General features: G+C 70.0%; 25 protein-coding genes. 14 read left to right on the top strand and 11 right to left on the bottom strand.

The features are described from left to right. Window positions 1–157 precede the first annotated feature (157 nt). From FHR84_RS13290 to FHR84_RS22470, 4 genes are all read left to right on the top strand, one after another. Window positions 158–994, top strand: coding sequence for a helix-turn-helix domain-containing protein (locus tag FHR84_RS13290; RefSeq protein ID WP_343075268.1), 837 nt, complete (start codon window positions 158–160; stop codon window positions 992–994). Window positions 995–1006: 12 nt separating this feature from the next. Then, a complete protein-coding gene (locus tag FHR84_RS13285; protein ID WP_179535793.1) occupies window positions 1007–1192 on the top strand; it encodes a DUF397 domain-containing protein in 186 nt (61 codons plus the stop codon). Between the two features lie 316 nt (window positions 1193–1508). Continuing rightward, on the top strand, window positions 1509–2588 hold the full coding sequence (locus tag FHR84_RS13280; protein ID WP_343075267.1) for a hypothetical protein: 1080 nt from the start codon (window positions 1509–1511) through the stop codon (window positions 2586–2588). 11 nt (window positions 2589–2599) lie between these two features. Further along, window positions 2600–3229, top strand: a complete 630-nt coding sequence (locus FHR84_RS22470) for a hypothetical protein (protein ID WP_246300513.1) — start codon at window positions 2600–2602, stop codon at window positions 3227–3229. 45 nt (window positions 3230–3274) lie between these two features. On the opposite strand, the gene manB is transcribed toward FHR84_RS22470, so the two are convergent. Then, window positions 3275–4372, bottom strand: a complete 1098-nt coding sequence (manB, locus tag FHR84_RS13270) for a mannose-1-phosphate guanylyltransferase (RefSeq protein WP_179535792.1) — start codon at window positions 4370–4372, stop codon at window positions 3275–3277. 266 nt (window positions 4373–4638) lie between these two features. Between manB and FHR84_RS13265 the strand changes: the two genes are divergently transcribed. Beyond that, window positions 4639–4989 carry a hypothetical protein gene (locus FHR84_RS13265; protein ID WP_179535791.1) on the top strand — a complete coding sequence of 117 codons (351 nt, stop codon included), beginning with the start codon at window positions 4639–4641 and terminating at the stop codon, window positions 4987–4989. A 99-nt stretch (window positions 4990–5088) separates the two neighbouring features. Here FHR84_RS13265 and FHR84_RS13260 read toward each other — a convergent pair whose 3' ends face one another. From FHR84_RS13260 to FHR84_RS13250, 3 genes are all read right to left on the bottom strand, one after another. Next, complete coding sequence (locus FHR84_RS13260) at window positions 5089–5964, bottom strand: glycosyltransferase family 2 protein (protein WP_218862868.1); 876 nt, start codon at window positions 5962–5964, stop codon at window positions 5089–5091. Window positions 5965–6025: 61 nt separating this feature from the next. Next, window positions 6026–7180 (bottom strand): glycosyltransferase, encoded by a 1155-nt coding sequence (locus FHR84_RS23275; RefSeq protein ID WP_179535789.1) that lies wholly within the window; start codon window positions 7178–7180, stop codon window positions 6026–6028. A 66-nt stretch (window positions 7181–7246) separates the two neighbouring features. Continuing rightward, the gene (locus tag FHR84_RS13250) at window positions 7247–8344 is read right to left on the bottom strand and encodes a glycosyltransferase (protein ID WP_179535788.1); all 1098 of its coding nucleotides are present in this window, start codon (window positions 8342–8344) and stop codon (window positions 7247–7249) included. An 82-nt stretch (window positions 8345–8426) separates the two neighbouring features. Here FHR84_RS13250 and FHR84_RS13245 point away from each other — a divergent pair, with 82 nt between their 5' ends. Continuing rightward, window positions 8427–9356, top strand: coding sequence for a glycosyltransferase (locus tag FHR84_RS13245; RefSeq protein WP_179535787.1), 930 nt, complete (start codon window positions 8427–8429; stop codon window positions 9354–9356). 11 nt (window positions 9357–9367) lie between these two features. Here FHR84_RS13245 and FHR84_RS13240 read toward each other — a convergent pair whose 3' ends face one another. Next, window positions 9368–9874, bottom strand: coding sequence for a DUF6346 domain-containing protein (locus FHR84_RS13240; RefSeq protein ID WP_343075266.1), 507 nt, complete (start codon window positions 9872–9874; stop codon window positions 9368–9370). A gap of 206 nt (window positions 9875–10080) precedes the next feature. Then, window positions 10081–10608, bottom strand: a complete 528-nt coding sequence (locus FHR84_RS13235; RefSeq protein ID WP_343075265.1) for a YbaB/EbfC family nucleoid-associated protein — start codon at window positions 10606–10608, stop codon at window positions 10081–10083. Window positions 10609–10819: 211 nt separating this feature from the next. Between FHR84_RS13235 and FHR84_RS23270 the strand changes: the two genes are divergently transcribed. The 3 genes from FHR84_RS23270 to FHR84_RS13220 all read left to right on the top strand — a co-directional run bounded on the left by FHR84_RS23270 (window position 10820) and on the right by FHR84_RS13220 (window position 15152). Then, a complete protein-coding gene (locus FHR84_RS23270) occupies window positions 10820–13342 on the top strand; it encodes a glycosyltransferase (RefSeq protein WP_179535785.1) in 2523 nt (840 codons plus the stop codon). Between the two features lie 55 nt (window positions 13343–13397). Further along, the gene (locus tag FHR84_RS13225; protein WP_179535784.1) at window positions 13398–14507 is read left to right on the top strand and encodes a glycosyltransferase family 4 protein; all 1110 of its coding nucleotides are present in this window, start codon (window positions 13398–13400) and stop codon (window positions 14505–14507) included. A 102-nt stretch (window positions 14508–14609) separates the two neighbouring features. After that, the gene (locus FHR84_RS13220) at window positions 14610–15152 is read left to right on the top strand and encodes a hypothetical protein (protein ID WP_343075264.1); all 543 of its coding nucleotides are present in this window, start codon (window positions 14610–14612) and stop codon (window positions 15150–15152) included. Between the two features lie 83 nt (window positions 15153–15235). Here the strand turns inward: FHR84_RS13220 and rfbD are convergent, their stop codons facing one another. Next, a complete protein-coding gene (gene rfbD, locus FHR84_RS13215) occupies window positions 15236–16153 on the bottom strand; it encodes a dTDP-4-dehydrorhamnose reductase (RefSeq protein ID WP_179535783.1) in 918 nt (305 codons plus the stop codon). Beyond that, window positions 16150–17139, bottom strand: a complete 990-nt coding sequence (gene rfbB, locus FHR84_RS13210; RefSeq protein ID WP_179535782.1) for a dTDP-glucose 4,6-dehydratase — start codon at window positions 17137–17139, stop codon at window positions 16150–16152. Before rfbB ends, rfbD begins: the two co-directional genes overlap by 4 nt. A 269-nt stretch (window positions 17140–17408) precedes the next feature. On the opposite strand from rfbB, the gene FHR84_RS13205 reads away from it, so the two are divergent. The 4 genes from FHR84_RS13205 (at window position 17409) to FHR84_RS13190 (ending at window position 22580) form a co-directional block, all read left to right on the top strand. Beyond that, window positions 17409–19175, top strand: a complete 1767-nt coding sequence (locus tag FHR84_RS13205; protein WP_343075263.1) for an LCP family protein — start codon at window positions 17409–17411, stop codon at window positions 19173–19175. A gap of 265 nt (window positions 19176–19440) precedes the next feature. Continuing rightward, on the top strand, window positions 19441–20853 hold the full coding sequence (locus tag FHR84_RS13200) for an LCP family glycopolymer transferase (RefSeq protein ID WP_179535781.1): 1413 nt from the start codon (window positions 19441–19443) through the stop codon (window positions 20851–20853). A 130-nt stretch (window positions 20854–20983) separates the two neighbouring features. Beyond that, window positions 20984–21709, top strand: a complete 726-nt coding sequence (locus tag FHR84_RS13195) for a TIGR03089 family protein (protein WP_179535780.1) — start codon at window positions 20984–20986, stop codon at window positions 21707–21709. Window positions 21710–21794: 85 nt separating this feature from the next. After that, window positions 21795–22580, top strand: a complete 786-nt coding sequence (locus tag FHR84_RS13190; RefSeq protein WP_179535779.1) for an acyl-CoA thioesterase domain-containing protein — start codon at window positions 21795–21797, stop codon at window positions 22578–22580. A gap of 117 nt (window positions 22581–22697) precedes the next feature. On the opposite strand, the gene purE is transcribed toward FHR84_RS13190, so the two are convergent. From purE to FHR84_RS13175, 3 genes are all read right to left on the bottom strand, one after another. Next, window positions 22698–23186 carry a 5-(carboxyamino)imidazole ribonucleotide mutase gene (purE, locus tag FHR84_RS13185; RefSeq protein ID WP_179535869.1) on the bottom strand — a complete coding sequence of 163 codons (489 nt, stop codon included), beginning with the start codon at window positions 23184–23186 and terminating at the stop codon, window positions 22698–22700. Between the two features lie 132 nt (window positions 23187–23318). Then, entirely contained in the window at window positions 23319–23516 is a 198-nt protein-coding gene (locus tag FHR84_RS13180) for a DUF397 domain-containing protein (RefSeq protein ID WP_179535778.1), read from the bottom strand. Next, window positions 23500–24363, bottom strand: coding sequence for a helix-turn-helix domain-containing protein (locus FHR84_RS13175; RefSeq protein WP_179535777.1), 864 nt, complete (start codon window positions 24361–24363; stop codon window positions 23500–23502). The genes FHR84_RS13180 and FHR84_RS13175 overlap by 17 nt, the downstream gene beginning before the upstream one ends. Window positions 24364–24491: 128 nt before the next feature. Between FHR84_RS13175 and FHR84_RS13170 the strand changes: the two genes are divergently transcribed. After that, on the top strand, window positions 24492–24692 hold the full coding sequence (locus FHR84_RS13170; protein ID WP_179535776.1) for a hypothetical protein: 201 nt from the start codon (window positions 24492–24494) through the stop codon (window positions 24690–24692). Window positions 24693–24734: the final 42 nt, after the last annotated feature.

The following is a 24734-nucleotide window of genomic DNA, read 5'->3' as shown; positions in this document are numbered from 1 at the left end:
GGTCTCCTCCTGAACCAATCGTGATCAGCGACACCGAGAACATTAAAGCTAATCGTTAAGCTGGTCGATTACCCAAGCGAGTGAGAGCAGCGGGTTACACCCGATTGGGGCTCGACTTGAGAGATCGTCAGACTTGATGCGAGTTCAGGAGGTACTTGTGGAACGTAGCGACCCTTCGGCGCTTCGCTGGTTGATCGGCAACGAGCTGCGACACTACAGAACCGAGGCGGGTGAGACGGTCGCCTCGGCAGCGCGGGCGCTCGGGTGTTCCGCCGCGAAGATCACCCATCTGGAAACGGGCCGCTACCAACAGCAACCGGACGAGATGAGCACGCTGCTCATTCACTACGGAGTCGCCCAGCACGACGTCGACCGACTGACTTCGCTGACCGCCAGCTCCAACTCGCACACCTGGTGGGCTCCCTGGGCGAACGTGGTCCCGGACTGGCTCAAGACCTTCGTGGGACTGGAAGGGATAGCGTGCAGCGAGTTCATCTACATGCCGCTCGTACTACCGGGATTGCTCCAAACCGCCGGGTACGCGACCGCACTGACCTCGGCGAGCGTACGAGTACGCACCGATCACAGCGAACGTTTCGTGAACTTCCGCCTCGCACGACAACAGCGGCTGTTCGCGGAAGACTCCTTGCGACTGACCGCTGTGTTGGAGGAATCGACCCTCGATCGCCCGGTGGGTGACCGGCAAGTAATGAACGAGCAGCTGCGTCAACTCGTTTCGACAGCACGCCGTGACAACGTCGATATCCGAGTACTTCCCACCAAGGCAGGACCACATGCCGCGCTGAGCGGAGGCTTCACCGTACTGAACTTCGCGCATGCTCAATCGATCGGCTACATCGAGCTCCAGGACGGCGCGGTTTACATCCAGGACCAAGAGCAAGTAGCGGATTACACGCGTTCGGGTGAGCGACTACTCTCGACAGCGCTGTCTCCGGATGACTCGGCTGCAGCTATCGAAGCACGTATCGATTGAAAGGTTTCCGCGGTGACGACCAGGCACGACACTTCGCGATGGCGCAAGTCCAGCTACAGCGACAACGGGGCCAACTGCGTCGAAGTCGCGGCCCTGCCCGACGCGGTCGCCACCCGCGACGCCAAGGACCGCCGGGGCCCCGTGCTGACCTTCGACCACCAGCAGTGGCGCGCCTTCCTGCGCAGCCTGCGCGACTGAGCGAATCGACGCCCCTCGGGCGTGGTTCGTGCGGCACGCTCCCCCAACCCCCACGCCCGAATCCTGGTCATCCAGATCCGCACGACCTCGAAGAACCGGAGGTCGTCAAGGTAGTCGTTGAGCTGACCACTCGAGGAGCACAGCGCGTAGAACCGGGCGAGTTCGGCCCGCCGATCGCAGCCCGCGGACACCTCACGAGATCGACGATTCGAGGAATGACCCCGCGCACGGCGGCACGGATCGCGCCGTGCCGCCACGTAGCTGTGATGCTCGGCACGAAACCGCTCATCCTGAGTAGTCCAACCCTGTCGATACTGTGCTGAGCAGGGTGAACCCCGAGATCGACGAGGTCGCCGAGGACCACGCGGCGATGTGCCGGGAACTGAACAAGTTCGCCGACGAACTGGACACCGCCCAGAAGCGGATGCGACGCGCCCGCGAGGTCGCGCGAGAAGCCGGTCTGACGGTGACCGAACAACGCATCATGGAGCCGGGGCCGGAACCGGCTGCCCCGAAACCGCTGCCGAGCGATCGCCCGGCCACTCCGGAGGAACAGCAGGCCCACACCTCGGCCACCCAGGCGCAGGCCGCCTACGCGCGCAAGGTCCGTGCGTACCAGGAGTGCAGCCAGATCGTCACCGAAGCGCGCGAACAGCACAACAGCGCACTCGGCGTGCTGAACAGGTTCGTCAGCGGGATCGCCGAGAAGAGTCCCTTCACCATCACCGACTACACCACCGGCCTGGCGGGTGCGGTGGCCGGAAGCACCAGCGCGATGCGGGCAGCGGCGACCGAGATCGCCGACAGCGGCAAGATCGCGCGAGCGGAGAAGCTGATGCACAGTCCGAACCTGGGACTGCGCAACCAGACCCGTGCCGCCGCCATCCACGTCCGCAATCACGTGAACAAGACGGCGATGGAGAACAAGGCCACCGCGAGCAGGACGGCGCGGATGATCGACAAGCTGAGTCCGAGCGTGAAGAAAGCTCTCCAGCTGAACATGAACTTAGGCGTCCGCCCGGAGAACGTCGGCAACAGATTACTCCGGGGCAGTCTCCGCACAGCGAGCAAACTCCCCGTTGTCGGGTTGGGGATAACCGGATTCAGCATCGGCTACGACGTCCAGACCTCGGACAAATCAGTGGGCGAGAGCGCCGCCATCAACCTCGGCGGCTACGCGGCCGGTTCAGCGGCCACCGCCGGGCTGCTCGCCATGAGCACCCCGGTCGGCTGGGCAGTGGCCGGAGGTGTCGTGGCCAGCGTCGGTGTCGGCTTCGCCATCGACGAGTGGGGCGACGACGTCGTGGACGCGGCGGGCGACGCCGCGAACTGGACCGGAGACAAGATCGGCGACGCCACGGACGCCGTCGGCGACTTCGTCGGCGACATCTTCTGAAACGAGCACCCATGAGCCACACAGCCGGACTGCCACCCAAACCCGACCCCTACACCGGAGAACCACGACCACCTCACGCGCCGCTCGAACCCGAGTGGAAGGGCGCCGAGAAAAAACGCCCGGGTGGGGCGAACAAGGCCCCTCAAGCTCCGGAAGGTGAATCCCCCGTACTCGAATGGTTCTACCCGTCCCGTGGCCAGTCCTTCGGTATCGGACTGGCGATATCCCTCGTCGTCCTCACGTTCGGCGTCATCAGAGACGGCGGGATCGGCTGGATGTCAACGTGGTGGCTCTGGTTGTTCATAGTTCCGTGGCCGTTCGTCACGTTGCTGACAGGGCGCAACACGCGCATGTCGGCGGGAGCCGACTGGCTTCGCTACGGGAAGGACGGTTTCATCAGCACGTACGAACTCACTTCGGTGAAAGTAACCACGGAAGGCGCTTCCCGAGCACTGCGGCTGAACGACGCGGATCAACGGACACTGTCAGTACAACTCAACGATCTCCAGCGGAACCGCGAGTTGTGGGACCTCGTCTACAACGGCATCCTGCACTCGGTGCGCGGCAACGGAGCCGAAACCAACAAACTCGCCCGCACCTTCCTCGACCTCGACAACCCGCTCCGCTTCCGAGGAGAGTGAGCGAAGCGGCTCCCTGCGCGGACCCGACACCCCGGCATCCCGACCTCAGCAGTCGTGCGAGAAGCGCACCCCGCACGGCGGCAGTTCGACCCCCGGCCAGACCCGTGCCCCGTCCAGCAGCTCGCACCCGGCCCCGATCACGGCTCCGTCGGCGACCACGGCCCCGCTGAGCACGACACCGGCACCGATCACGGCCCCCGCCCCGACGACGCTGTCGGACACGTCCGCTCCCTCGGCCACCCGCGCCCCGTCGAACAGCGTGGAACCGCTGATCCGGGCGTTCGCCCCGACGACGCAGCCGACACCGACCGTGCTCCCCCCGGAAACCGCGGCGGTCGAGTCGATCGCGGCGTCCCGCAGCACCAGGGACTCGCCCGTCGGCCCGGGAAGCGCCCCTGTCGGCGCGCGCCCCAGCACCAGGTCGGCCGAGCCGCGCGCGAACGCGGCGGGAGTCCCCAGGTCCAGCCAGTAGGAGGACTCCACGTGCCCCTGCAAGCGGGCGCCCGACTCCAACAGCCCGGGGAAGGTCTCGCGCTCCACCGACACGGGACGCCCCTCCGGTATGGCCTCGACGACCTCCCGGCGGAATGCGTAGCAGCCCGCGTTGACCTGGTCCACCGGCGGATCCGGGGTCTTCTCCAGGAACGCCGTCACCCTGCCGTGCTCATCGGTGGGCACGCAGCCGAACCGGGAGGGGTCGGCGACCTTGACCAGGTGCAGCGTCACGTCCGCCGCGTTCGAGCGGTGCGCGTCCAGCATGGCGGTCAGGTCCACACCGGACAGCACGTCCCCGTTGAACACCAGCACGTCCGGCTCCGACAGCCGGTCGGCCACGTTGCGGATGGCCCCGGCCGTGTCCAACGGCTGGGGTTCGACGACGCACTCCAGCTCCAGCCCGAGCCGCGAACCGTCCCCGAAGTACTCGGCGAACGTCTCCGCCTGGTAGGAGGTGCTCAACACCACCCGCGTGATTCCCGCCGCTCTGATGCGCGACAGCAGGTGGGTCAGGAAGGGAACCCCCGCGGTGGGCAGCATCGGCTTCGGCGCCGACAGCGTCAACGGCCGCAACCGTGTCCCCCGGCCGCCCACGAGCACCACGGCCTCCGCACCGCGTGTCGGCGCGTGGTCGTTCGGACTCGTCATCACCGTGCTCCTCCCCGAGCTAGGCAACTCACCCTGACGTAGGAATGTATGGGGAATACTCTGGCAGTAGCAGCGCCACCCTGGTATGGCGCCCCGATCCGGCACGGTCCGTCAATGCGAGACCACGCGGCACCGGAAGCTCTGTCACGATGGATCTGCCACCAACGGGGCCAAGCCGTGAGGTCGGCCGACTCGAACCGGCGACACAGCCGGCAGGCGGGCCGCGCTGCGGCTGACAACCGACCGGCCAGCATTGAGAGGGACCCATGGACCCCCGCAACCGGGCCGACGAGGCACTAGCTCGTTCGCGGGCGCGTGGTGCGTTCGTCGTCACACCGGACAGCGCGACTTCACCGATGGACGCGTCCAAGACCGTGCGGATCCCGCGTGAATCGGTACGGGACCTGGAGGGAACGGATCCGAACTCGACGACGGTCATCCAGGACTCGGCGGGAGAGGCCGAACAGCGTCCCGACGCCCCTGCCGGGGGGTGGCCAACCGATCCGGAGAGCACCCGCCCCGAGTACGCGGAGGAAACCCCGACCAGGCCGCACCGGATCGAAGCGGCACCGAGCTATCCGCACGATCCACGGCGGAGCCCCCAGGAATTCGGTTGAGACCTCGTCCCGAGCCGCAGGCAGGACTTCGTCGAGCGTTGTTCAGCACGCGGGCGCCGAGGAGCTCACCCAGCGAACCGGGCCGCCCCGTGAAGGACCCTAGCGTCGCCGTGCGATACGAGCCCGAGCTCCCAGCGCACCGCGCAGCGCCAGCCGCAGCGGGGCGAGCGCGGGCCCCGAGTAGCGGTCGGCGAGATAGCGGTAGGCGCTCCGGTGGTGCTCGGTCAGCATGCGGCCCGAGGAGCGCGCCGTGGCGTGTCCCCCGATGTGCACGACCTCGGAGTCCGGGACGTAGACGTTGAGCCACCCGGCACGGGCCAGCCGGTCTCCCAGGTCCACGTCCTCGAAGTACATGAAGTAGCGCGGGTCGAATCCCGTCACCGAGTCCAACGCCGCACGGCGCAGCAGCAGGCAGGAACCGGACAGCCAGCCGGCCGTCCGCTCCGCCGAGCTCTCCGTGGACCGGAGGTAGGCCCGGCTGAACGGGTTGCCCGGCCACACCCCGCCGAGCAGGGCGTGCCCCGCACCGCGCCCCAGTGAGGGCAGCAGTCTGGCCGAGGGGTAGACACTGCCGTCCGGCTCCCTGATCAACGGACCGAAGGCCCCGCCGCGCGGCCAGCGTTCCGTGGCGGCCAACAACTCGTCCAAACTCCCGGCGCCCCACTCCACATCCGGGTTGGACACGACCACCCAGCCGATGTCCTCGCCCAGTTCGGCGATCCCCCTGTTGGCCGCCGAACCGTAGCCGAGGTTCCCCGACATCCTGGCCAGTTCGACGTCGGAACGCTCGGCGGCCCGTTCCGGAGCCCCGTCCGTCGACCCGTTGTCGGCCAGCACCACCCGGATCTGGCGGTCGGTGGCCTTGGGCAGCGTCTCCAGGAACCGGTCGAGCGTCCGTCCCGGGGAGTAGGTAACCGTGACGACGGCGAGTCCGTCGCCGTAACTCTGGCTGTCACGCACGCCGACATTCTCCAACGCCGCGTCTCCCCGCACCGTTCGGCCTCCCCGAGAAGCCGTTCCGGAACAGGTTCCGAAGCTAGCGGCGCTTCTTGCGGTGCAGGTACTCGGCGTGCGCGTAGGCCTCCCGGTGGCTGGCCGCGCACGCCTCCCAGGTGAACTCCTTCGCGCGCTGCTGCGCGGCGGCCGACAGCTCCGCACGTCGCGCGGGGTCGTCCAACAACGTGCTCAGCCCGTGGGCTATCTGGTGCTCGCGAACCCCGCAGTAGGCGACGGCGTCGCCACCGACCTCGGGCAAGCTGAGTCTTCGGGTGGTGAGCACGGGGGCTCCGCAGGCCATCGCCTCGAGCGCGGGCAACCCGAACCCCTCCCCGATGCTCGGATAGGCCACCACCGCGGCCCCGCCCAGGAAACCGGCGAGCGACTCCGCGGGGACGTAGCCGGCCCGGATCACCCTGATCCGGTGCGGCACCGACTCCAGGGCCTCCTCCACCTCGGTGTCCCAGCCGGACTGCCCGGCCAGCACCAGGGCCGGACGGTCCGAACGCCGCGCGGCCGCCTCGGCGAAACCGCGGATCAGGGCCGGCACGTTCTTGCGCGGCTCCAGGGTCCCCAGAAAGGCCACGTAGGGCTGGTCTCCGAGGGAGAGCTCGTGCCGCACGGCGGCCACCTCCTCCGGTGCGGGCGGGTGGAAACGCCGCGGGTCCACCCCGTGGTACATCACCCGCAGCCGGGACCGGTCGGCCCCGACCGTGCGCACCAGCTCGTTCGAGGTCGCCCTGCTCGGGACGACGCACACCGTGGCCCTGTGCAGGGCCGCCCGGGTCCAGTTCCGGAAGAACCCGGCCTTGACCGGGGAGTGCAGCCCGGCGTCGGTGAAGAAGGTGGCGTCGTGCAGCGTGACCACCGACGCGCTCGTGTTCGCCAGGGGGACGGTGTAGTGCGGCGAGTGCACCACACCGGCCCCCAGCCTGCGGGCCAGCCGCGGCAGCGTGGTCTGCTCCCAGGACAGCCGGGCGGTTCGCGTGGCCACCGCCTCGCCCGCGGGCACGATCCGGCTGCGCGGGGCGATGCTGTCGTACAGCGCCGCGTCCCGCGGCTGGCAGGCCACGCTCATCCGCGCGCCTGTGATGTCCAGAGCCGCCAACAGGGAATCGACATAGCGGCCGACCCCACCGCGGTCCGCTGGTACGGCGGTGGCGTCGACGAGTACGTGTGGATCACCTCGGTGCACGTGAGCAGCCTAGGAGGTCCTCGGGGACCATCGTGGCGGGATGGCCAAATCGGTCCGGGGCGAAAGTCACTCGCCGGTGTGCAGCCTCCAGATCCGGCGCGCGCTGTCCCGCCAGTCGAACCGCGCCGCCCGCTCCCTGCCCGCTTCGGTCATCCCCGCGGCCCGTCGCTGGTCACCGAGCACCTCGCGCAGCGCCGCGGCCAGCGCGCCCGGGTCGCCGCGCGGCACCGTGATCCCCGCGCCGCCCGCGACCTCGACCAGCGCGGGCGCGTCCGAGTGCACCACCGGGACCCCCGCGGCCATGGCCTCCACCACGGGGAGGCCGAACCCCTCGGCCAGGCTGGGCGCGACCAGCGCGCTCGCGTGGCGCAGCAGCACGGCCAGCTCGGCGTCGTCGACGGAGTCGAGCCAACGCACCCGGTTCCGGTCCAGCCCGTGCCGTTCGGCCAGCCCGGGCGGATCGACCCCGCCCCAGCCGGGTTTTCCCACCACGAGCAGTGAGACCCCCTCGAGTCCCGGATCGGTGAGGGCTCTGACCAGGGTCTCGTGCCCTTTCCGCGGCTCGACCGTGCCGAGCGCGAGCAGAAAGCGCGGTGGCGGTTCCAGCCGTCGCACGAGCTCCGGGGAGTCCGTTCCCGGCGCGACCGAGGAGCTCACCCCTTCGGGGACCACTTCGAGCCGCGCGGAAACCCGCACCCGAGCGGCGAGGTCCGCGGCGACCGCCTCCGTGGGCACCACCACGGCGTCGGCCTCCCGCGCGGCCCTGGCCACCACCCTCCGGTGCCAGGACGCACCACGCGGGGTCAGCGTCGCGGGATGGCTCCACGGGACGGTGTCGTGCACGCTCACGACCAGCCCGGTTCCCCGGGGAACCGGGGGGAACAGCGGGGTGGGGGCGTGCACGGAATCACCCCCGGTCCGGGGCCCGCGACCGTACTGCCAGGCCAGTGTCAGCGCCCGGCGCGGCAGCGGCAGCACCCGTGGTCCGCGCACCCCCTCGACCTCGGCCCGGCTCGCGTCCCCGCCCGCGCTGACCACGGTGCGCACTTCCCAGCCGCCGGGGGCGGTGGCCGCGAGCGCGCGCAGCAACTCGCGGGTGTAGCGACCCGTCCCCCCGGGTACGGGGGCGAGCAGCTGCTCGGCGACCACGACCAGTTCGGGCACCGTCGGCCTCCGGGAGAGCTCGGGGCTGGACCTGCCGGACAAGCCAACCACACCGGTCCGGCGGGCGGATAACCTCGTCACGGTGGACGAGGAACACACGCGCAGCACCGTGGTCGTGGTCACCTGGCGCGGGCGCGCCCACATCGCGGAGTGCCTGGACGCGCTGGCCGTTCAGCGCCCCCACCGGCTGCTCGTCGTGGACAACGCCTCCGACGACGGCACCGCGCGGGTGCTCGCCGAGCACCCGTCGAACCCCGAGGTGCTGCGGCTGTCCCGCAACCTGGGCTACGCCGGGGGACTCTCCCGGGCCCTCGAACTGGTGGAGACCCCGTACTTCGCGTGGTTGAACGACGACGCGCGCCCCGAGCCCGGCTGGCTGGACACATCGGAGTCCGAGCTCGACGCCGCACCGCTGGCCGCGGCGGCGGCCTGTCTGCTGCGCACGGCGGACGGAGAAGTGTCGGCGGGGGTGCGACTCACCGAAACCGGCCACGGCGCGGACACGCGCGAACCGGGCAGCGTTTTCGGGTTCTGCGGCGGGGCGGCCCTGCTGCGCACCACCGCTCTTCGCGCGGTCGGCGGCGTACCGGCAGCTTTCTTCTGCTACTACGAGGACACCGACACGTCCTGGCGGCTGCGACTGGCCGGTCACGGGATCGTTCCCACCGACGCGAGCTGCGCGCACTCGCTGGGCGCCTCCTCCGAACACGGTTCGGCCCGTTTCCACCGCTGGAACGAGCGCAACAGGCTGCTGATGCTGCTGCGCTGCGCTCCCGCCGGGACAGCCGTGCGCGAGCTGCTGCGCTTCGCGGCGATCACGCTGGCGCTGCCGCCGCGCAGGCTGCGCGGAGTCCGGGTGCCGCGGGCCGCGAACTTCCGGGTCGCACTGCGGATCCGGGTGCTCGGGGAAGTGCTCGCGCGCATCCCGGCGAACCTGCGGGCCCGCCGCGCCGTAACCGCGCGGTCCGTTGTGGACCGGGAGCTCGTGTGGCGGCGGTGGGCAGGACGCTGACCGGCGGGTTCTCAGGCATTGGCCGGTTCCCCGCTCCGAAAGCGCTTGTAGAGCCTCGAAGCGGCAGGGCCGGCCACGGCGAACCCGAGGAACATCACGACGAGCAGCACCGGAACGCCCAGCCACATGTTCGGCTCGAAGTCGGCCCGATACAGCTGCGGACGCGTTCCGCTCCCGCGCGCCGAGTCGTCGACCGCCCGCTCGACCACCGCGACCTCGGTGCCGACGTCGTCCGGCGTCAGCTGCGAACCGGACACCTCCCGCAACTCCGTGGTCCCGTCCCGCCACGTCACCCGCGCCTGACAGGTGTGCCCGAAACCGAGGACGTTACCCCCCTCCGGAGCATCCGAGTCCGCGATCGGCCCCGCGAAACGACACTGCTGAGCCACCGCCGTCCCCCGGGCGGTCACCTCCGCACCGGCCGCACCCACACCGAAGAACGGCAACACCACGAAGATCCCGGACAGGAACAGCACCAGCCCCAACGGGACCAGCAACACATCACGAACGACACGCACGACGCGCACAGCTTCCCTCACAACGACTTCACGGTGGCTCCCCGCAGGAGAGGAGTTCTCCGGAGAGCCACCGAGTACCACGACTCCCCGAGGTTCCTAGGCCTGGCCGGTGTGCTCGTCGTTCCCGCGCACGTGCTGGGTGTAGTCCTGGTCCTCATGGGTCGCACCGATGGCCGCGGTGTTTCGGATCACTTCCTGCGTCCGGCTCAGGTTCGCCAGCGAACTGTTCCCGGCCCAGTTCTGGACCGACTTCCCGAGCTTCGAACCGGGCTGCAGGGCTTCGTCGACCTTGGACAGTACCGGTTTGAGCTTCTTGACGATCTCGGCGAGCTTTTCGACGCCGCCCCCCGCTCCGCCGGTTCCTCCGAATCGCCGGGGAAGCGGTCCCGCACACCGGAAAGCACCGATTCGAGCGTTTCGGTGTCGCTGCCCAGCACCGGTTCCATGGCCTCGCGCATCCGTTCGGACAGCTGAGTCCGCGCGGAACGCGCCGTGGACATGATCTCGCTGGAAAGCTCGTCCGGACGGCGACGCAGCGCACCGTCGGTCAGCTCCAGGTCCGACATGTTGCCGTTCTGATCGACGGTCACCCGAACCGAACCGTCCTTGTTGGACGATTCGGCCCGCACGGCCGTGGCCGCCTCCTTGATCCGCTCGGCCTGCTGCATCTTGTCCTCGATCTGCTTGCGAAAACCGGCAAGCATCTCGTCCGGATCCGAGGGCGTCCTCCCCACTGGTCTCTCGTCGAAGCGGTCACTCCGGAGCGCGCGTCCTCCACCGCCGAAGTGAGCAAGTGCCGGATCATGAAACCAGATCGAACGGTCGCACCGGCACGAAACGGGACAACCGGACCGACGGCCCCGGTCAAACCCGAGAGGGTCGATCAGCCGCGATGATCTCGCATCCGCCACCGGCGCTCGGGACCGATAGGGCAAGCTTGTGGACGTGGCTGATTCCCGTGACAGTGCAGACCTCCCGACGGTGTCGGTCATCACCGTCAACTACCACGGCACCGACAGCACCGTCGCCTGCCTGAAAGCGCTACGTGACGAGCTCGACTACCCCGCGGACCGGATCGAGCCGATCTGCGTGAACAACTCAGCGGAGGACGGGAGTTCCCGGCGCATCAAGGCCCTCGAAGGGGTGCGGGTGTTCGACTCCCCGGAAAACCTCGGCTTCGCGGGCGGGTGCAACCTGGGAGCGCGCGAAGCGGGCGGCAGTGTGCTGGCGTTCCTGAACAACGACGCCGTGCCCGACGCGCAGTGGGCGCGCGCCGCCGTCCGAACGCTGCGGGCGGAACCGACCGTGGGCGCCGTCGCGGGGAAGGTGCTCGACTGGGAGGGCAATCGCGTCGACTTCGTCGACGGCGGGCTCACCTGGTTCGGGATGGGCTACAAGCGCCACGCCGGGGAGATCGACGACGGGAGCCACGACGCGGCCCGGGACGTGCTGTTCGGAACCGGCTCCGCACTGTTCGTCCGGGCCGAGCTCTTCGAACGGCTGGGCGGCTTCGACGAGCGCTTCTTCATGTTCTACGAGGACGTGGACCTGGGGTGGCGGCTCAACCTGCGCGGCTGGCGGGTGCGCTACCAACCCGGTTGCCTGTCCTACCACCGGCACCACGAGTCGATGGCCACGGTGAGCTCGGCCCGGGAGCACTACCTGCTGGAGCGCAACGCCCTGGCCGCCCTGTACAAGAACGCCTCGGAGGAGACCCTGGCCCGCGCGCTGCCCGCCGCGCTGGCCCTGACGGTGCGCAGGTCGACCGCGCGCGGCGAGGTGGACCCGAAACAGCTGGAACTGGACCGGCGACCGGCCGATCCGCGCGAGGACGAGACCGCGGCACCGGTCAGCCGCGAGGCCCTGGCCGGGATGCTGGCGATCGACCAGTTCGTGGAGTTGCTGCCGGAGTTCAAGAACTCCCGCGAGATCGAACAGCGCGAGCGGGTCCGCGCCGATGTCGATCTGCTCCCGCTGATGCGCCGGGCCATGGAGCCCGCCTATCCCCTCCCCCGCTACCTGGCCGCGCACGACGCGCTCGTGCGGGCCTTCGAACTGGACGGCGTCTTCGGATCACCGCGCAAAATCGCGGTGATCACCGGGGACGCGATCACCGAGCGGATGGCCGGGCCCGCCATCCGCGCCTGGCACATCGCGGAGACCCTCGCCGCGGAACACGACGTGCGGCTGATCAGCATCAACTCGCGGGTGGACGTTCCGGAGAAACGGTTCCCCGTCCTGCGGTGCGCTCCCCGCGAGATCGCCGCCCAGGTGGACTGGGCCGACATCGTCGTCCTGCAGGGCCACGTGCTGGAAGTGGCCTCCTCGCTCAAGCGGGCGGAGTCCGAGACGATCGTGGTCTGCGACATCTACGACCCGATGCACCTGGAGCTGCTCGAGCAGGGAAGGGACACCGACGACGAACGCCGCGCGGCGGACCTGCGCGGCACCACCGAGGTGCTCAACGCGCAGTTGCGCCGAGGTGACTTCTTCCTGTGCGCCTCGCAGCGGCAGCGGCACTTCTGGCTGGGGCACCTGGCAGCGTTGGGCCGGATCTCGCCCGCGGTCTACGACACCGACCCCACCATGCGCTCGCTGGTATCGGTGGCGCCCTTCGGCCTGCCCGCTACCCCTCCCCGTCGTTCGGGGCCCGGCCTCCGGGAGGGAACCGCGGGAATCGCTTCCACCGACAAGGTCGTGCTCTGGGCGGGCGGGGTGTACAGCTGGTTCGACCCGCTCACCCTGCTGCACGCCGTGCACCGGATGTCGGGGCAGCACCCCGATCTGCGGCTGTTCTTCCTCGGGATGCGCCATCCCAACCCCGACGTCCCCGAGATGGGGATGGCCGATGCGGCCCGCGAACTCGCGGAGCGACTGGGGCTCACCGACAAGCACGTGTTCTTCAACGAAACCTGGGTCCCCTACGAGCAGCGCCAGAACTACCTGCTGGACGCCGACTGCGGGATCACCACCCACTTCGAGCACGTCGAGACCACCTTCGCCTTCCGCACCCGGATGCTGGACTACCTGTGGGCCGGGCTTCCCGTGGTCACCACCGAGGGGGACTCCTTCGCCGACCTGGTGCGGGAGGAGGAACTCGGCGTGGTCGTCCCATCCGAGGACCCGGAGAGGCTGGCCGAGGCGCTGGAGAAGGTGCTCTACGACGAGCGGTTCGCCGCGCGCTGCGTGGAACGGATAGCCGCCGTCGGGCAGCGGTTCACCTGGGACTCCGTGCTCGCTCCGCTGACCGAGTTCTGCCGCGACCCCCGCCCCGCCCCGGACAGGCTGCGTGGTTCGGCGCCGCTGAGCAGGACACCCCGCCCGAGCAGGACGGCGGCCCTGCGCCAGGACGTGGAACTGATGCGCGAGTACCTCGGCAGGGGAGGTCCGCGGGAGGTGGCCAGGCGCGCCGCGGGCAGGATCCGGCGCGTCGCGGGACAGCGCCTGCGCGGCGGGGGAGCACGGTGACCGATGTCGGGGCTCCCGCTCACGAGACCGCGAGAGGGTCCGCCGAGGGACTCCCATGACGAACCGAACGGAGGACTTCAGTGAGATGCGCGTGGTGTTGGACGGAACCCCGCTGCTGGGGCGCCGCACCGGGATAGGGCGCTACACGGCGCGGCTGGCCGCGGAGCTGGGGGCCGCGCCGGAGTGCCGTCCGCGGCTGCTCGGGCTGACCACGCGCGGATGGCGCGAGCTGCGCCGGCTCGCCCCGGAGGGAACCGGTGCCCGCGGCGTGCCCGCGCCGGCGCGGCTGCTGCACTCCTGCTGGGCGTTCTCTGAGTTCCCCCCGGTCGAGCTGTTGACGAAGAAAGCGGATCTCGTGCACGGGACGAACTTCGTGCAGCCCCCCTCCGGGCGCGTTCCCGGGGTGCTGACCGTGCACGACCTCGACTTTCTGGACGCCGTGGACGGAGGCGGCGGGAACTCCCGGGCGCGGTTGACCGAGCGCTCCGTGCGCCGCTCCTCCGTGGTGTGCACCCCCACCGAGGCCGTGGCGGCCAGGGTCGCCGAGCGGTTCGACCTCGACCGGCGGAGGATCGTGGTCACCCCGCTCGGAGTCGATCGCGAGTGGTTCGAGGCCCCACCTCCGGACGAGGCGCTGCGCCGGGAGTACGGGCTTCCTCGCGAGTACCTGCTCTTCGTCGGGGACGGGGGACCACGCAAGGGTCTGTCCACCCTGGCCGGGGCCGTCGACGCGCGACTTCCCCCGCTGGTGACCGCGGGCCCCGGACGGGCGGTTCCGGAAACTCGCCTCCCCGGCGGGGGGACCGTGGTACGCACCGGATACCTGCCCGAACACGTGCTGCGTCGTGTCGTGGCCGGAGCCGGAGCGCTGGTGCTGCCCTCGCGGGACGAGGGGTTCGGGCTGCCCGCGCTGGAAGCGATGGCGGCGGGCGTTCCCGTGGTGTGCAGCGACATCCCCGCCCTGCGTGAAGTCACCGCCGGACACGCGCTGCTGGCCGCCCACGGTGACGGTTCCGCGCTGCGCGCGGCGCTGCATCGGGCCGTGGGCTCCGCCGCCGACCGGGACGTCCGGCGGCGGGCGCGGGAACACGCCGCCGGATTCACGTGGCGAGGTTGCGCCGAAGCCACCCTGCGGGCCTACCGGCTGGCTCTGGCGGGCGAGTGACCCGCTCGGGCACCGCCCCGGTCCACCCGAGCGCACGGCTCCGGACGGATTCCACGCGGAACCGGACCACGATCCGGCGATCCGGGGATACGATCACCCCGGGTGAGCGCGCGGGCACCTCCGGTGCCCGCGCCGTTCTCCGAAGCAAGGAAGCCGTCGCTCGGAGGTTCGGTGCTCTGGATCCTCAGCGTGTTCACCATGAGCGTGGCCACGGCCGTGGTTCCGGTGTTCAGCGCCGAGGTGTATCTGGTCGCCGTGGCCCTCGCGCAGTCCGGTCTGCCCTGGTGGACCCTGGGCCCCGCGGCAGCCGCGGGACAACTGCTGGGCAAGGCGGTGCACTACCTGGGGGCGCGTGGGGTGGTGCGGCTGCCGCGGCTGCTGCGGCGTGACGGGGGAAGCCCCCGCTGGCAGTGGCCGCACCGGCTTCACGAGCTGTGCGTGCGGCGACCACTGGCCGGCGCGGGGCTGGTGCTGCTCAGCGGCGTGGCCGGGGTTCCCCCGTTCGCGGCCGTCGTGCTGGCGGCCGGGCTGCTCTCGGCGCCGCTCGCTGCGTGGCTGCCCGCCGCGGTGGTGGGCCGCTTCACGCGCTTCTGCCTGATCGCGGCACTTCCAGGGGTGCTGCGTCTCGGTACGCCGTTCGCGTGAGATTCGGCGAGTCCGCGGGTTGGTTCGCCTGGCGGGTCGGGTAAGGGCGCCTCCGCTGGGAACGTTTCGCGTGGGCCCCGGGGTCAGCGAGCCGCCCAGGAGGTGCCGTGCGTGGCGAAGGCCGCGCTCAGCGCCGCGCGCCACGGGCGCAGCCCGGTGAGCCCGCTCTCGGTCCACCGCCGGTCCGAGAGCACCGAGAAGGCCGGCCGCGGAGCGGGCCGCGGGACATCGGCGGTGGAGGCGGCCCGCACCCGGTCGGGGTCGACCCCCAGCTCACCGAACACCGCCCTGGCGAACTCGTACCGGCTCGTCGATCCGCTGTTCGTGCAGTGCAGCACCCGCCGCGCCGGTTCGTCGCGCCGCGCCACCGACTCGGCCAGTTCGAGCAGCCCCCCGGCCAGGTCGGCGGCCCACGTCGGGGAGCCGAACTGGTCCGCGGCCACGGAGACCGTTTCACGCTCGGCAGCCAGTCCGGCCATGGCGCTCACGAAGTTCGCCCCGGCAGCACCGTAGACCCAGGCCGTGCGTACCACCCAGGCGCGCGGATGGTTCTCGAGAACGGCCCGTTCGCCGTCCAGTTTCGTCCGCCCGTAAACGCTGCGCGGGCCGACCTCGTCCTCGGGCTCGTACGGCTCGGTCGCGTCTCCGGAGAAGACGTAGTCGGTCGAGACGTGCAGCAGCGGAACTCCGCGGTTCCGGCAGATCCGGGCCAGGTCGGCCGGGCCCCTCGTGTTCACCCGTTCGGCCGTTGCCCGGTCGGACTCGGCCGCGTCGACGGCGGTGTAGGCGGCGAGGTTGACCACCACCGGCCTCATGCCCGCGTCACTCGCCGCGTCCGTGAAGGAGTCGACGGCGTCGTTCAACGCCTCCTCGTCGGTGATGTCGAGCTCACCCGATCCGGGGGCGTGCACGAGGCCGTCGCGCCTCTTCCCGCGCAGCCCGACCAGCTCGGAGCCGAGCTGGCCACGTCCTCCCGGGATCAACAGCGCGGGTGGAGTCATGCGGAGGCCCCTTCGTGGAATTTGAGCGGCTGCCACCAGGAGCGGTTCTCCCGGTACCAGCGGACCGTATCGGCCAGCCCCTCCTCCAGGCCGACCGCAGGCCTGTATCCGAGCTCCTCCCGGATCTTGTCGTGCCGGAGCGAGTAGCGGCGATCGTGGCCCTTGCGGTCGGTGACCGGACGGACCATCGACCAGTCCGTCCCCGTGGCCCGCAGCAGCCTGGCCGTCAGCTCCGAGTTGGTGAGTTCGGTCCCCCCGCCTATGTTGTACACCTCGCCCGGCGTGCCGGATTGGGCGACCAGCTGAATACCGCGACAATGATCGGTCACGTGCAGCCAGTCCCGCACGTTCGTGCCGTCGCCGTAGAGCGGGACCTGCTTGCCGTCGAGCAGATTGGTCACGAACAGCGGGATCATTTTCTCGGGATGCTGATAGGGGCCGTAGTTGTTGGAGCACCGGGTGACGCACACCGGCAGACCGTGGGTGCGGTGGTACGCCCGCGCGAGCAGGTCCGAGCCGGCTTTGGAGGCCGAGTACGGCGAGTTCGGCTCCAGCGGGTTCTCCTCGGACCACGAGCCCTCGTCGATGGAGCCGTACACCTCGTCGGTGGACACGTGCACGAAGCGGCTCACCCCGGCGGAGAGGGACGCCTGCAGCAGCGCGTCGGTGCCGACCACGTTGGTGAGCACGAAGTCGGAGGCTCCGGCGATCGAGCGATCCACGTGGGATTCCGCGGCGAAGTGCACCACCACGTCGGTTCCCGGCACCAGCTCGGCGAGCAGTTCGGCGTCGCGGACGTCTCCCCGGACCACGCGCAGCCGCGGATGCTCGGCCACCTCGGCCAGGTTGGCGACGTTGCCCGCGTAGGTGAGCTTGTCCAGCACCACGACCTCGGCGCCGTCGAAGGCGGGGTAGTGCCCGCCGAGCAGCTGCCGCACGTAGTGAGAACCGATGAAACCGGCTCCACCGGTAACGAGGACCTTCATCGCACCTTCCCTGTCGCCGTGCTTCCTCCGCGAACGGTCCGGAATCGACCGCGCGTGGCAGTCCCGGGAAGTCTGCCATGCGCTTCGGGGGAAACTCCGACCGCTACGCAACCCAACGTAAACGAAACACGTCCCCTGAAAGGGTAATGACGCCTGTCTGGCCCCATACACACAACGCGTTTCCGTGATCAGAGTTAACCTGCTCCCAGAGGAAGACACGACCTCTCCCGAGACCCCCCGGCTCGCTAGGCACCCAAGGAGGAACCGGCGTGGACAACCGGCCGCGACGACCAGGTGGCCCACACGGGCAATCCGGAAGGCCCGAATCCAGGCGGCCCCACGACCAGTCCCAGTCCGCCCGCGGGGGCAACGGGCCGCGGCCTCTCGAACCGGGCAGACGAGGCGAGCGGGGCGGAACACGGCAGCCGGGGCAGCAGCCCCCCCGGGAAGGGGCGCGGGGGAGTCAGCGCGAACAACGACGCGGTTCGCGCAGGGACTCCGGGGGCGTTCCTCCTCCCGATGACACCTGGTCCGGTGAACGCCGTCGATCCCAGCCGCCCGCCCGCCGGGGTCGCGGGACGCTGCGGGTCACCCAGTTGTGCGTCGCGCTGCTCTCGGTGATCGTGCTGGCCTCCACCGGATACGCCTGGGGGACCCTGCGCGGCTTCAACTCGAGCGTGAGCGGCCACCTCACGATCGACAACGCCCAGGACGCCGAGGACGGGGTCACCGACATCCTGCTGGTCGGCCAGGACAGCCGAACGGACGCGCAGGGCAACCCGCTGCCCGACGAGATCTTGAAGAAGCTCCGGGCCAGCGAGGGGGGCGGTCATCTCACCGACACCATGATCCTGCTGCGCATCCCCAACGACGGGTCACGGGCGCGGGCCGTCTCCTTCCCGAGGGACACCATGGTCGACATGGGCCGGTTCGGTGAGAACAAGCTGAACTCGGCTCTGAACAACAAGAGGGTCGCCAAGCTGGAGGAGCTCAGGGCCCAGGGCGTCACCGACGAGAAAAGGCTGGCCAAGGAATCCACGGCGGCCGGACAGCAGTTCCTGATGGACACGATCGAGGACTTCGCCGGGCTCACCATCGAGCACTACGCGGAGGTCAACCTGCTCGGCTTCTACAAGCTCACCAAAGTCGTGGGTGGAGTCGAGGTCTGCCTGAAGAACCCGGTGGACGACCCGAAATCGGGGGCCGACTTCCCGGCCGGAAAGCAGACCATCTCCAAGGGAGACGCGCTGGCCTTCGTCCGGCAGCGACACGGGCTCCCCCGCAACGACCTCGACCGCATCGTGCGCCAGCAGGTGTTCATGTCCGGCCTGGCCAGGAAGATGCTCTCGGCGAACATGCTCGGCAACCCGGCCAAGCTGTCGGACCTGATGAACGCGATGCAGGACTCGATCACGCTGGACAAGGGCTGGGACGTGACCTCGTTCGCGCAGCAGATGCAGGGCATGGCCGCGGGCAACATCAAGTTCGACACGATCCCGGTGAAGATGGCCGGCCCCAGTTCCGGGCTGGAGGCCGACCCGTCCGAGGTCAAGCAGTTCGTGGACAACATCCTGCTTCCTCCGGAGGAGCGTGAGCAGGCCCAGCGCGAGCAGGAACGGGCCGAAGAGCTGCGCTCCGAGACCGAGGTCGACGTCTACAACGCCTCCGGAGTCTCCGGACTCGCGGGGCGCGTCCGCGAGAACCTGGCCGAGGCCGGCTTCGACAGCGGTGAGGCGGCCAACGCCGAGCAGGACATGAAGCGCTCGGTGGTCCGCTACTCCTCGGGCAACGAGAAGGCCGCCGAGCTGGCCGCGGAAGACCTCGGGGGAATCGCTGTGGAGCGGGGCGGCAGCACCGAGACCGGTGCCATCTCGGTCTATCTGGGCGACGACTACGAGGGCCCCGGCGCGCGGAACTTCAGCGGGGACGGGGGGCTGCGGCTCGACGGTTCGGCTCAAACGGTTCCCGCTCAGAGCTCGTCGGGGGGAAGTGAGGAGGGCCCGATCACGGCCGACGGTGTCCCCTGCGTGAACTGACCGGGGCTTCCCGTCCGGGGTGACGGCTCGCTCGGGGCCTCCGGCGCTCCCGGTGCCGAACGACCACGCCGGTCGTCGGCGCGCCGGGAGAGCCCCCGGGAGAGACATCCCCGAACCGGGTGAGTTCCGCGGAAGGGCGGAGCGCGGACGTTAGTGTTTGGTCCGAGTCGATCTTCCGAACGAGCCGGGACGCGATGTCCGCTCGGGAGCGCCCGGTTCGGCACCCGACGACACCGTCCGACAGGCCGGGCCGAAGGAGGACCACGTGGACGAGCCCGACGAACAGGTCCCGCCTCCGGAGGGCCCGCGCGAGCGAGCGGACCGCCCGGAGGAGACCGGCCCGGAGGAGGGGACGAGTTCCGCGGGAACGTCGGGCGCGGAACGAACCTCCCCGGCGACTCCGGGGGCCGCTCCCCCGCGGGAGGACGCCGTTCCGGAGCGGGAGCCCCTCCGCGGACGAAGAGGGACCGCGCGGCGCGCTGCGCGGATCACCCTGCGCTGCCTGCTCGTGCTGGTGTCGGTCGTGACGCTGGCGTTCACCGCAGCGAGCTGGAGCGCGGTGCAGTTCTTCCGGAGCGGGATGAGCACGACGGACGTGCTCAGTGGGGACGTCACCGGCAGCGTTCCCGAGGACACGGCGAACGACATCCTGCTCGTGGGCAGCGACAGCAGGACCGACGCACAGGGCGACCCGCTGCCGCCCGAGGTGCTCGAGCTCCTGCGCACGGAATCCACCAGCGGTCTCAACACGGACACGATCATCCTGGTTCGGATCCCCGACGACGGGAGCGAGGCCACGGCGGTGTCCATTCCACGGGACACGGCCATCAGCCGCTCCGGCGGAACCGAGAAGATCAACGGGGTGTACGGGCTCGCGAAGGCGGAGCGGGCCGACGAGCTGCGCGCCGAGGGCGGCTACACCGCGGACGAGATAGCAGGCAGGGCGAACCGGGCCGGCCAGCGGGCTCTGGTCCAGGCCGTGCAGACGTTGACCGGTGTGCGGGTTGATCACTACGCCAAGGTCAACCTGCTCGGTTTCTACGAGGTCACCAAGGCTCTGGGCGGGGTTCGGGTGTGCCTGCGGCGCGCCACGAGCGACAAGGACTCCGGGGCCGACTTCCGCGCGGGACCGCAAGTGGTGTCCGGCGCGGACGCGCTGGCCTTCGTCCGGCAGCGGCACGGGCTCCCCGACGGGGATCTGGACCGCGTCGTGCGTCAGCAGGTGTTCATGGCCGCGGTGGCCGACAAGCTGCTCTCCACCGGAACGCTCACGGACACGGCCAAGCTGAACCGGCTCGTCGACGCCGCGCGCAAGTCCGTCGTGCTGGACAGCGACTGGAAGCTGATGGACTTCGTGGGCAGGATGCAGTCCCTGGCCTCGGGGCGGATCGGTTTCACGACCATCCCGGTCGGGGACCCCACGGCCAGGGACGAGCAGGGGCGCAGCGTCGTGTCCGTGGACGGGGAACGTGTGCGGCGGTTCTTCACCGAGCTCGGCCGCGACGCCGGGAGCGGGGGCGACTCCGGAACCACCTCTTCCGCACCGGACACCTCCGGGGAGCCCACGCACCGGCTGACGGGGGACCGGTCGCTGGCGCTGGACGGGGCCCGCGCCGCAGGCGGGAACGACTCCGCTCGGGAGAGGATCACGGCGGACGGGATTCCCTGCGTCCACTGACCGGAGTGTTCCGTTCGAGGCTTCGGGGTGGTCGCTCGGCGGAACCTCGCGCGGTCCCGTGAGCGGGCGTCCCGGCCTCGGTTGGCGGTTGGTCCACTCCGGTGCGAACGCCGTCCGTTAGCCTGCCCTCATGAGCGTCACGCAAGCGCTGCTGGCTCCGATGCTGGCGAGCGGAGCATCGCGACCGCTGATCACGCACTACGACGAAGCCGCCGGAGGTCGGGTCGAGCTTTCCGGGGCCACCCTGGGCAACTGGGCCGCCAAGACCGCCAACTGGCTGACCGAGGAGCTCGACGCCGAGCCGGGAACCCCCGTTGCGGTGCGCCTGCCCGCGCACTGGCAGACGGCGGGGATCCTGCTCGGGGCCTGGTGGTGCGGTGCCCGGGTCGTCGACTCCGCTTCGGGCGCGGAAGCCGCCTTCGTCCCCGGCGACCGGATCTCCGAGGCCGAAGGGGCGGACACCGCCGTGGCGGTCGGGCTGGACGCTCTCGGGGGGTCCGTGCCCGGTTTGCCGGACGGGGTGCTGGACTTCGCGTCCGAGGTGCGCATCCGCGGGGACGAGTTCACGCCCGTGGTCCCCGCGTCCGGTGACACCCCGGCCCTGCTCGACCGGACGGTGGACGAGCTGGTGAGTTCCGCTCGGCACCGCGCCGAGTCCCTGGGGATCGGAAGGAACGACCGAGTTTTGTCCACTATGGACTGGACACTGCCGGACGGGGTCCTGGACGGCTTGCTGGCCGTGCTCGCGGCCCGGGCCTCACTGGTGCAGCTCACGGGGCTCCCCTCGGAGACCTCCCAGCTGGTGGACAAGCGCCGCGGGGACGAGAGGACCAACGTGGACCTGGGCATCCGCTGACGGCGGGCGTCGGCCCGCCCGGCGCCCGGCAAAAACGAACCCATCCCGTCTCGCAATTTTCTTTACTCGCAAGTAGCATCTTGGTGTGTCCGATACCACCCAGACGCTGTTCCGGTTCGCGGGAGATCGGTTCCTGCCCACCGAGGCGGCGGGAAACCCGTGGGGAGAGCTGACCGGCGGCGGCCCCGTCGCCGGGTTGCTCGCCCGGGCCGCCGAACGAGCCCTCGCCGACCCCGAACTGTTCGTCGCCAGGATGACCTTCGACCTGATGCGTCCGGTGCCCCGCCGCGACGTGTCCGTGTCGACGACGACGCTGCGCTCCGGCAAGAGACTCCAGGTGGTCCAGGCCGAGCTCGTCTGCGACGGGGAGGTCCACACCAGGGCCACCGTTCAGGCGCTGCGCACCACCGAACTGGACGGCCCCGCGAACGATCCGGGGGCGCCCTTCCCCGGTCCCGAGGGGATCGCGGACGGCTCGCTGATTCCTCCCGAGCTGGGGCTGCGCTGGGGCGTGCACGACGTGGTCGACGTCCGCTGGATCGACGACCAGAGCAGCCCCGACGCCAGCAGGGTGTGGATGCGCATGCCCGTGCCGCTGCTGCCGGGGGAGACGCTCACCCCGCTGGTGCACACCGCCACGCTCGTGGACTGCATCAGCGCGGCCAGCCCCGTCGGCGAGCTGTTCGGGCCGTGGATCAACACCGACATCACCTGCTACCTGCACCGGCGGCCCGCGGGCGAGTGGCTCGGCATGGAGATCAGGCGCGACGTCGAGACCAGCGGTATCGGACTGGCCCGCGCACGGCTGTTCGACCCGCACGGGCCGGTGGGCAGCGCCCAGGAGGCCGTGCTCGTCAACGAGCTCGGCTGAGCACTCCGCTCCCCTTCGGCGGGCCGGTGACGGCACGGCCCGCCGACAAGAGGGCGGCCTGTTCGAGCGCACCGCCGCACCGCCGCAGGCGGTGCGCCGCACCGCCGCAGGCGGCGTTCAGTCCTGCCCGGCCCGCTCCCGCAGCGCGGAGTGCTTGTCCAGCACCTTGCTCTCCAGCCCGTCCTGGTACTCGGCCATGCGGGTGCGCAGCCTGCTGCCCAGTTCACCGGAGTCCGCGGCGAGGGTGCGCACGGCGAGCAGTCCCGCGTTGCCCGCCCCGCCGACCGAGACGGTCGCGACCGGGATGCCCGCGGGCATCTGCACGATCGACAGCAGCGAGTCCATGCCGTCCAGGTGCTTCAGCGGCACGGGAACACCGATCACGGGGAGCACCGTGGCCGAGGCGACCATGCCGGGCAGGTGCGCCGCCCCTCCGGCGCCCGCGATGATCACCCTGATGCCGCGGTCTGCCGCACCGCGCGCGTAGTCCAGCATCCGCTGCGGAGTGCGGTGCGCCGAGTACACCCCCACCTCGTAGGGGACGTCGAACTCGGTCAGCGTCTGACCCGCCTCCCGCATCACCGACCAGTCCGAGTCGCTGCCCATGACCAGGCCGACCAGTGGTTCCCCGGCACGCTGTTCACCGGACTCCGCCAAGACTTCCTCCCGATACGCGGCTGGATCGCTTCACCCGCAGAGCCTAGAGCACCGGTGGGATCACGATTCCACGGCCGGAGTTCAGCCGCTCCGCAACGCGGCCAGGAAGTCCCGCCACAGCTCCCGGTCGAACACCAGCACCGGCGAATCGGCACCCTGCTTGCTGTCCCGCACACCGACCACATCGGATGACCCGGCCACCTCGACGCAGTCGCGCTCCGGGTCGCTGTGACTGGATTTGCGCCATTCCGGGAACAGCTGCTCAGCTGCGGGGAACATACTTTCCTCTCGCTTCCCGAATCATGTCCAGGGACCGTTCCGGTGAGGCCGCGGTAGCCATGATGTGCCGCCACGCCCGCTGATACTGCTCCACCATGTGGCTGTCGTCGACGTAGCGAGCTTCACCGAGCAGATCCAGATGGACGAGTCCGGGATGTCCTCTCAGCGGTTCGGGGAAGTTCATGATCGTCCACGACGTTCCCTCCCCGAGATAGGACCCGGCGTCCAGCGGGAGCACTTGGAGGTCCACTTCGGGCGTCCGAGCCACGTCCAGCAGGTAGTCGAGCTGCTCCCGCATCGCGGCAGCACCGCCGCGAGACCTGTACAGCACGCTCTCGTCCACGACCACGTGCAGCCGAACGGGACTCTCCCGCCTGGTGAAGATCTTCTTTCGAACCATCCGGGCCGCAACGAGCTGCTCGATCTCCTCGTCGGAAAGGTTCGGATTGGCCCGGAAAACGGCGGCGGCATAAGCGGAAACCTGCAGCAACCCCGGCACCAGCGAACCGCTGAGGATGTCCAGCTCCGCCATGCCGACCTCCAGGTTCAGCCGAAGGTCGTAGTCCTCAGGCACGGGAGCCTGGCTTCTCGGGACGCTGCGTCGCGCAACAGGCAGCAGGTCACGCAACTCGGAAAAATCCTCGGAAGCCTCGTAGATCTCGAGCAACTTCTCCAGGTCGCTCTGAGTCGGCGCGTTGACGGCTTTCTCGATATTGGCGACGGTCTGCCCCGTGCGCCCGATACGTTTGGCTACCTGTTGCTTGGTCAGTCCCGCTTCGCCGCGAAGTCGCCCCAGGCGAAGCGCGAGGTAGTACCGGACGGCAACGGGAGATGACGATGTGATCATCTGCGGACCTCCTGAGGAGGGATCATCGCACCCACGCGTTCTCACCTGATCGGGCCCTGCGAACTCTCTTGTGTCGGTTGAATCAACTTTGCTTGAATTCAAGCAAGCTACCGACGAAAGGAGCCGTGATGAACGGGATCGACACGGGAGTCTGGGTCGAGGTGGACGACTGCCCGATCCGCTACGCGGTGTGCGGCGACGTCGTGGAAAAGGAGCTCGGCGGCCAGGGCTCGGGCGTGGAACTCGTCGCCACCGAGACGGGCCTGGCCAACCTCCTCCGCAACGGCACCGCAGCACTCCGCGAACTCCGGCGAAAGCAGCGCGGTTGAGCGACTGCGCGTGCCCTCGTGCCGGTGGACGCGGCCACCGGC

The sequence above is a fragment of the Actinopolyspora biskrensis genome (assembly GCF_013408175.1).
Lineage (GTDB): Bacteria > Actinomycetota > Actinomycetes > Mycobacteriales > Pseudonocardiaceae > Actinopolyspora > Actinopolyspora biskrensis.
This window is presented reverse-complemented; position numbering and strand designations above follow the sequence as displayed.

Coding starts and splice junctions, on each gene's coding strand:
- FHR84_RS22470 (WP_246300513.1), top strand. CDS start 2,600: ATGAGCCACACAGCCGGACTGCCACCCAAACCCGACCCCTACACCGGA.
- manB (WP_179535792.1), bottom strand. CDS start 4,372: ATGACGAGTCCGAACGACCACGCGCCGACACGCGGTGCGGAGGCCGTG.
- FHR84_RS13265 (WP_179535791.1), top strand. CDS start 4,639: ATGGACCCCCGCAACCGGGCCGACGAGGCACTAGCTCGTTCGCGGGCG.
- FHR84_RS13225 (WP_179535784.1), top strand. CDS start 13,398: ATGACGAACCGAACGGAGGACTTCAGTGAGATGCGCGTGGTGTTGGAC.
- rfbD (WP_179535783.1), bottom strand. CDS start 16,153: ATGACTCCACCCGCGCTGTTGATCCCGGGAGGACGTGGCCAGCTCGGC.
- rfbB (WP_179535782.1), bottom strand. CDS start 17,139: ATGAAGGTCCTCGTTACCGGTGGAGCCGGTTTCATCGGTTCTCACTAC.
- FHR84_RS13195 (WP_179535780.1), top strand. CDS start 20,984: ATGAGCGTCACGCAAGCGCTGCTGGCTCCGATGCTGGCGAGCGGAGCA.
- purE (WP_179535869.1), bottom strand. CDS start 23,186: ATGGGCAGCGACTCGGACTGGTCGGTGATGCGGGAGGCGGGTCAGACG.
- FHR84_RS13180 (WP_179535778.1), bottom strand. CDS start 23,516: ATGTTCCCCGCAGCTGAGCAGCTGTTCCCGGAATGGCGCAAATCCAGT.
- FHR84_RS13175 (WP_179535777.1), bottom strand. CDS start 24,363: ATGATCACATCGTCATCTCCCGTTGCCGTCCGGTACTACCTCGCGCTT.
- FHR84_RS13170 (WP_179535776.1), top strand. CDS start 24,492: ATGAACGGGATCGACACGGGAGTCTGGGTCGAGGTGGACGACTGCCCG.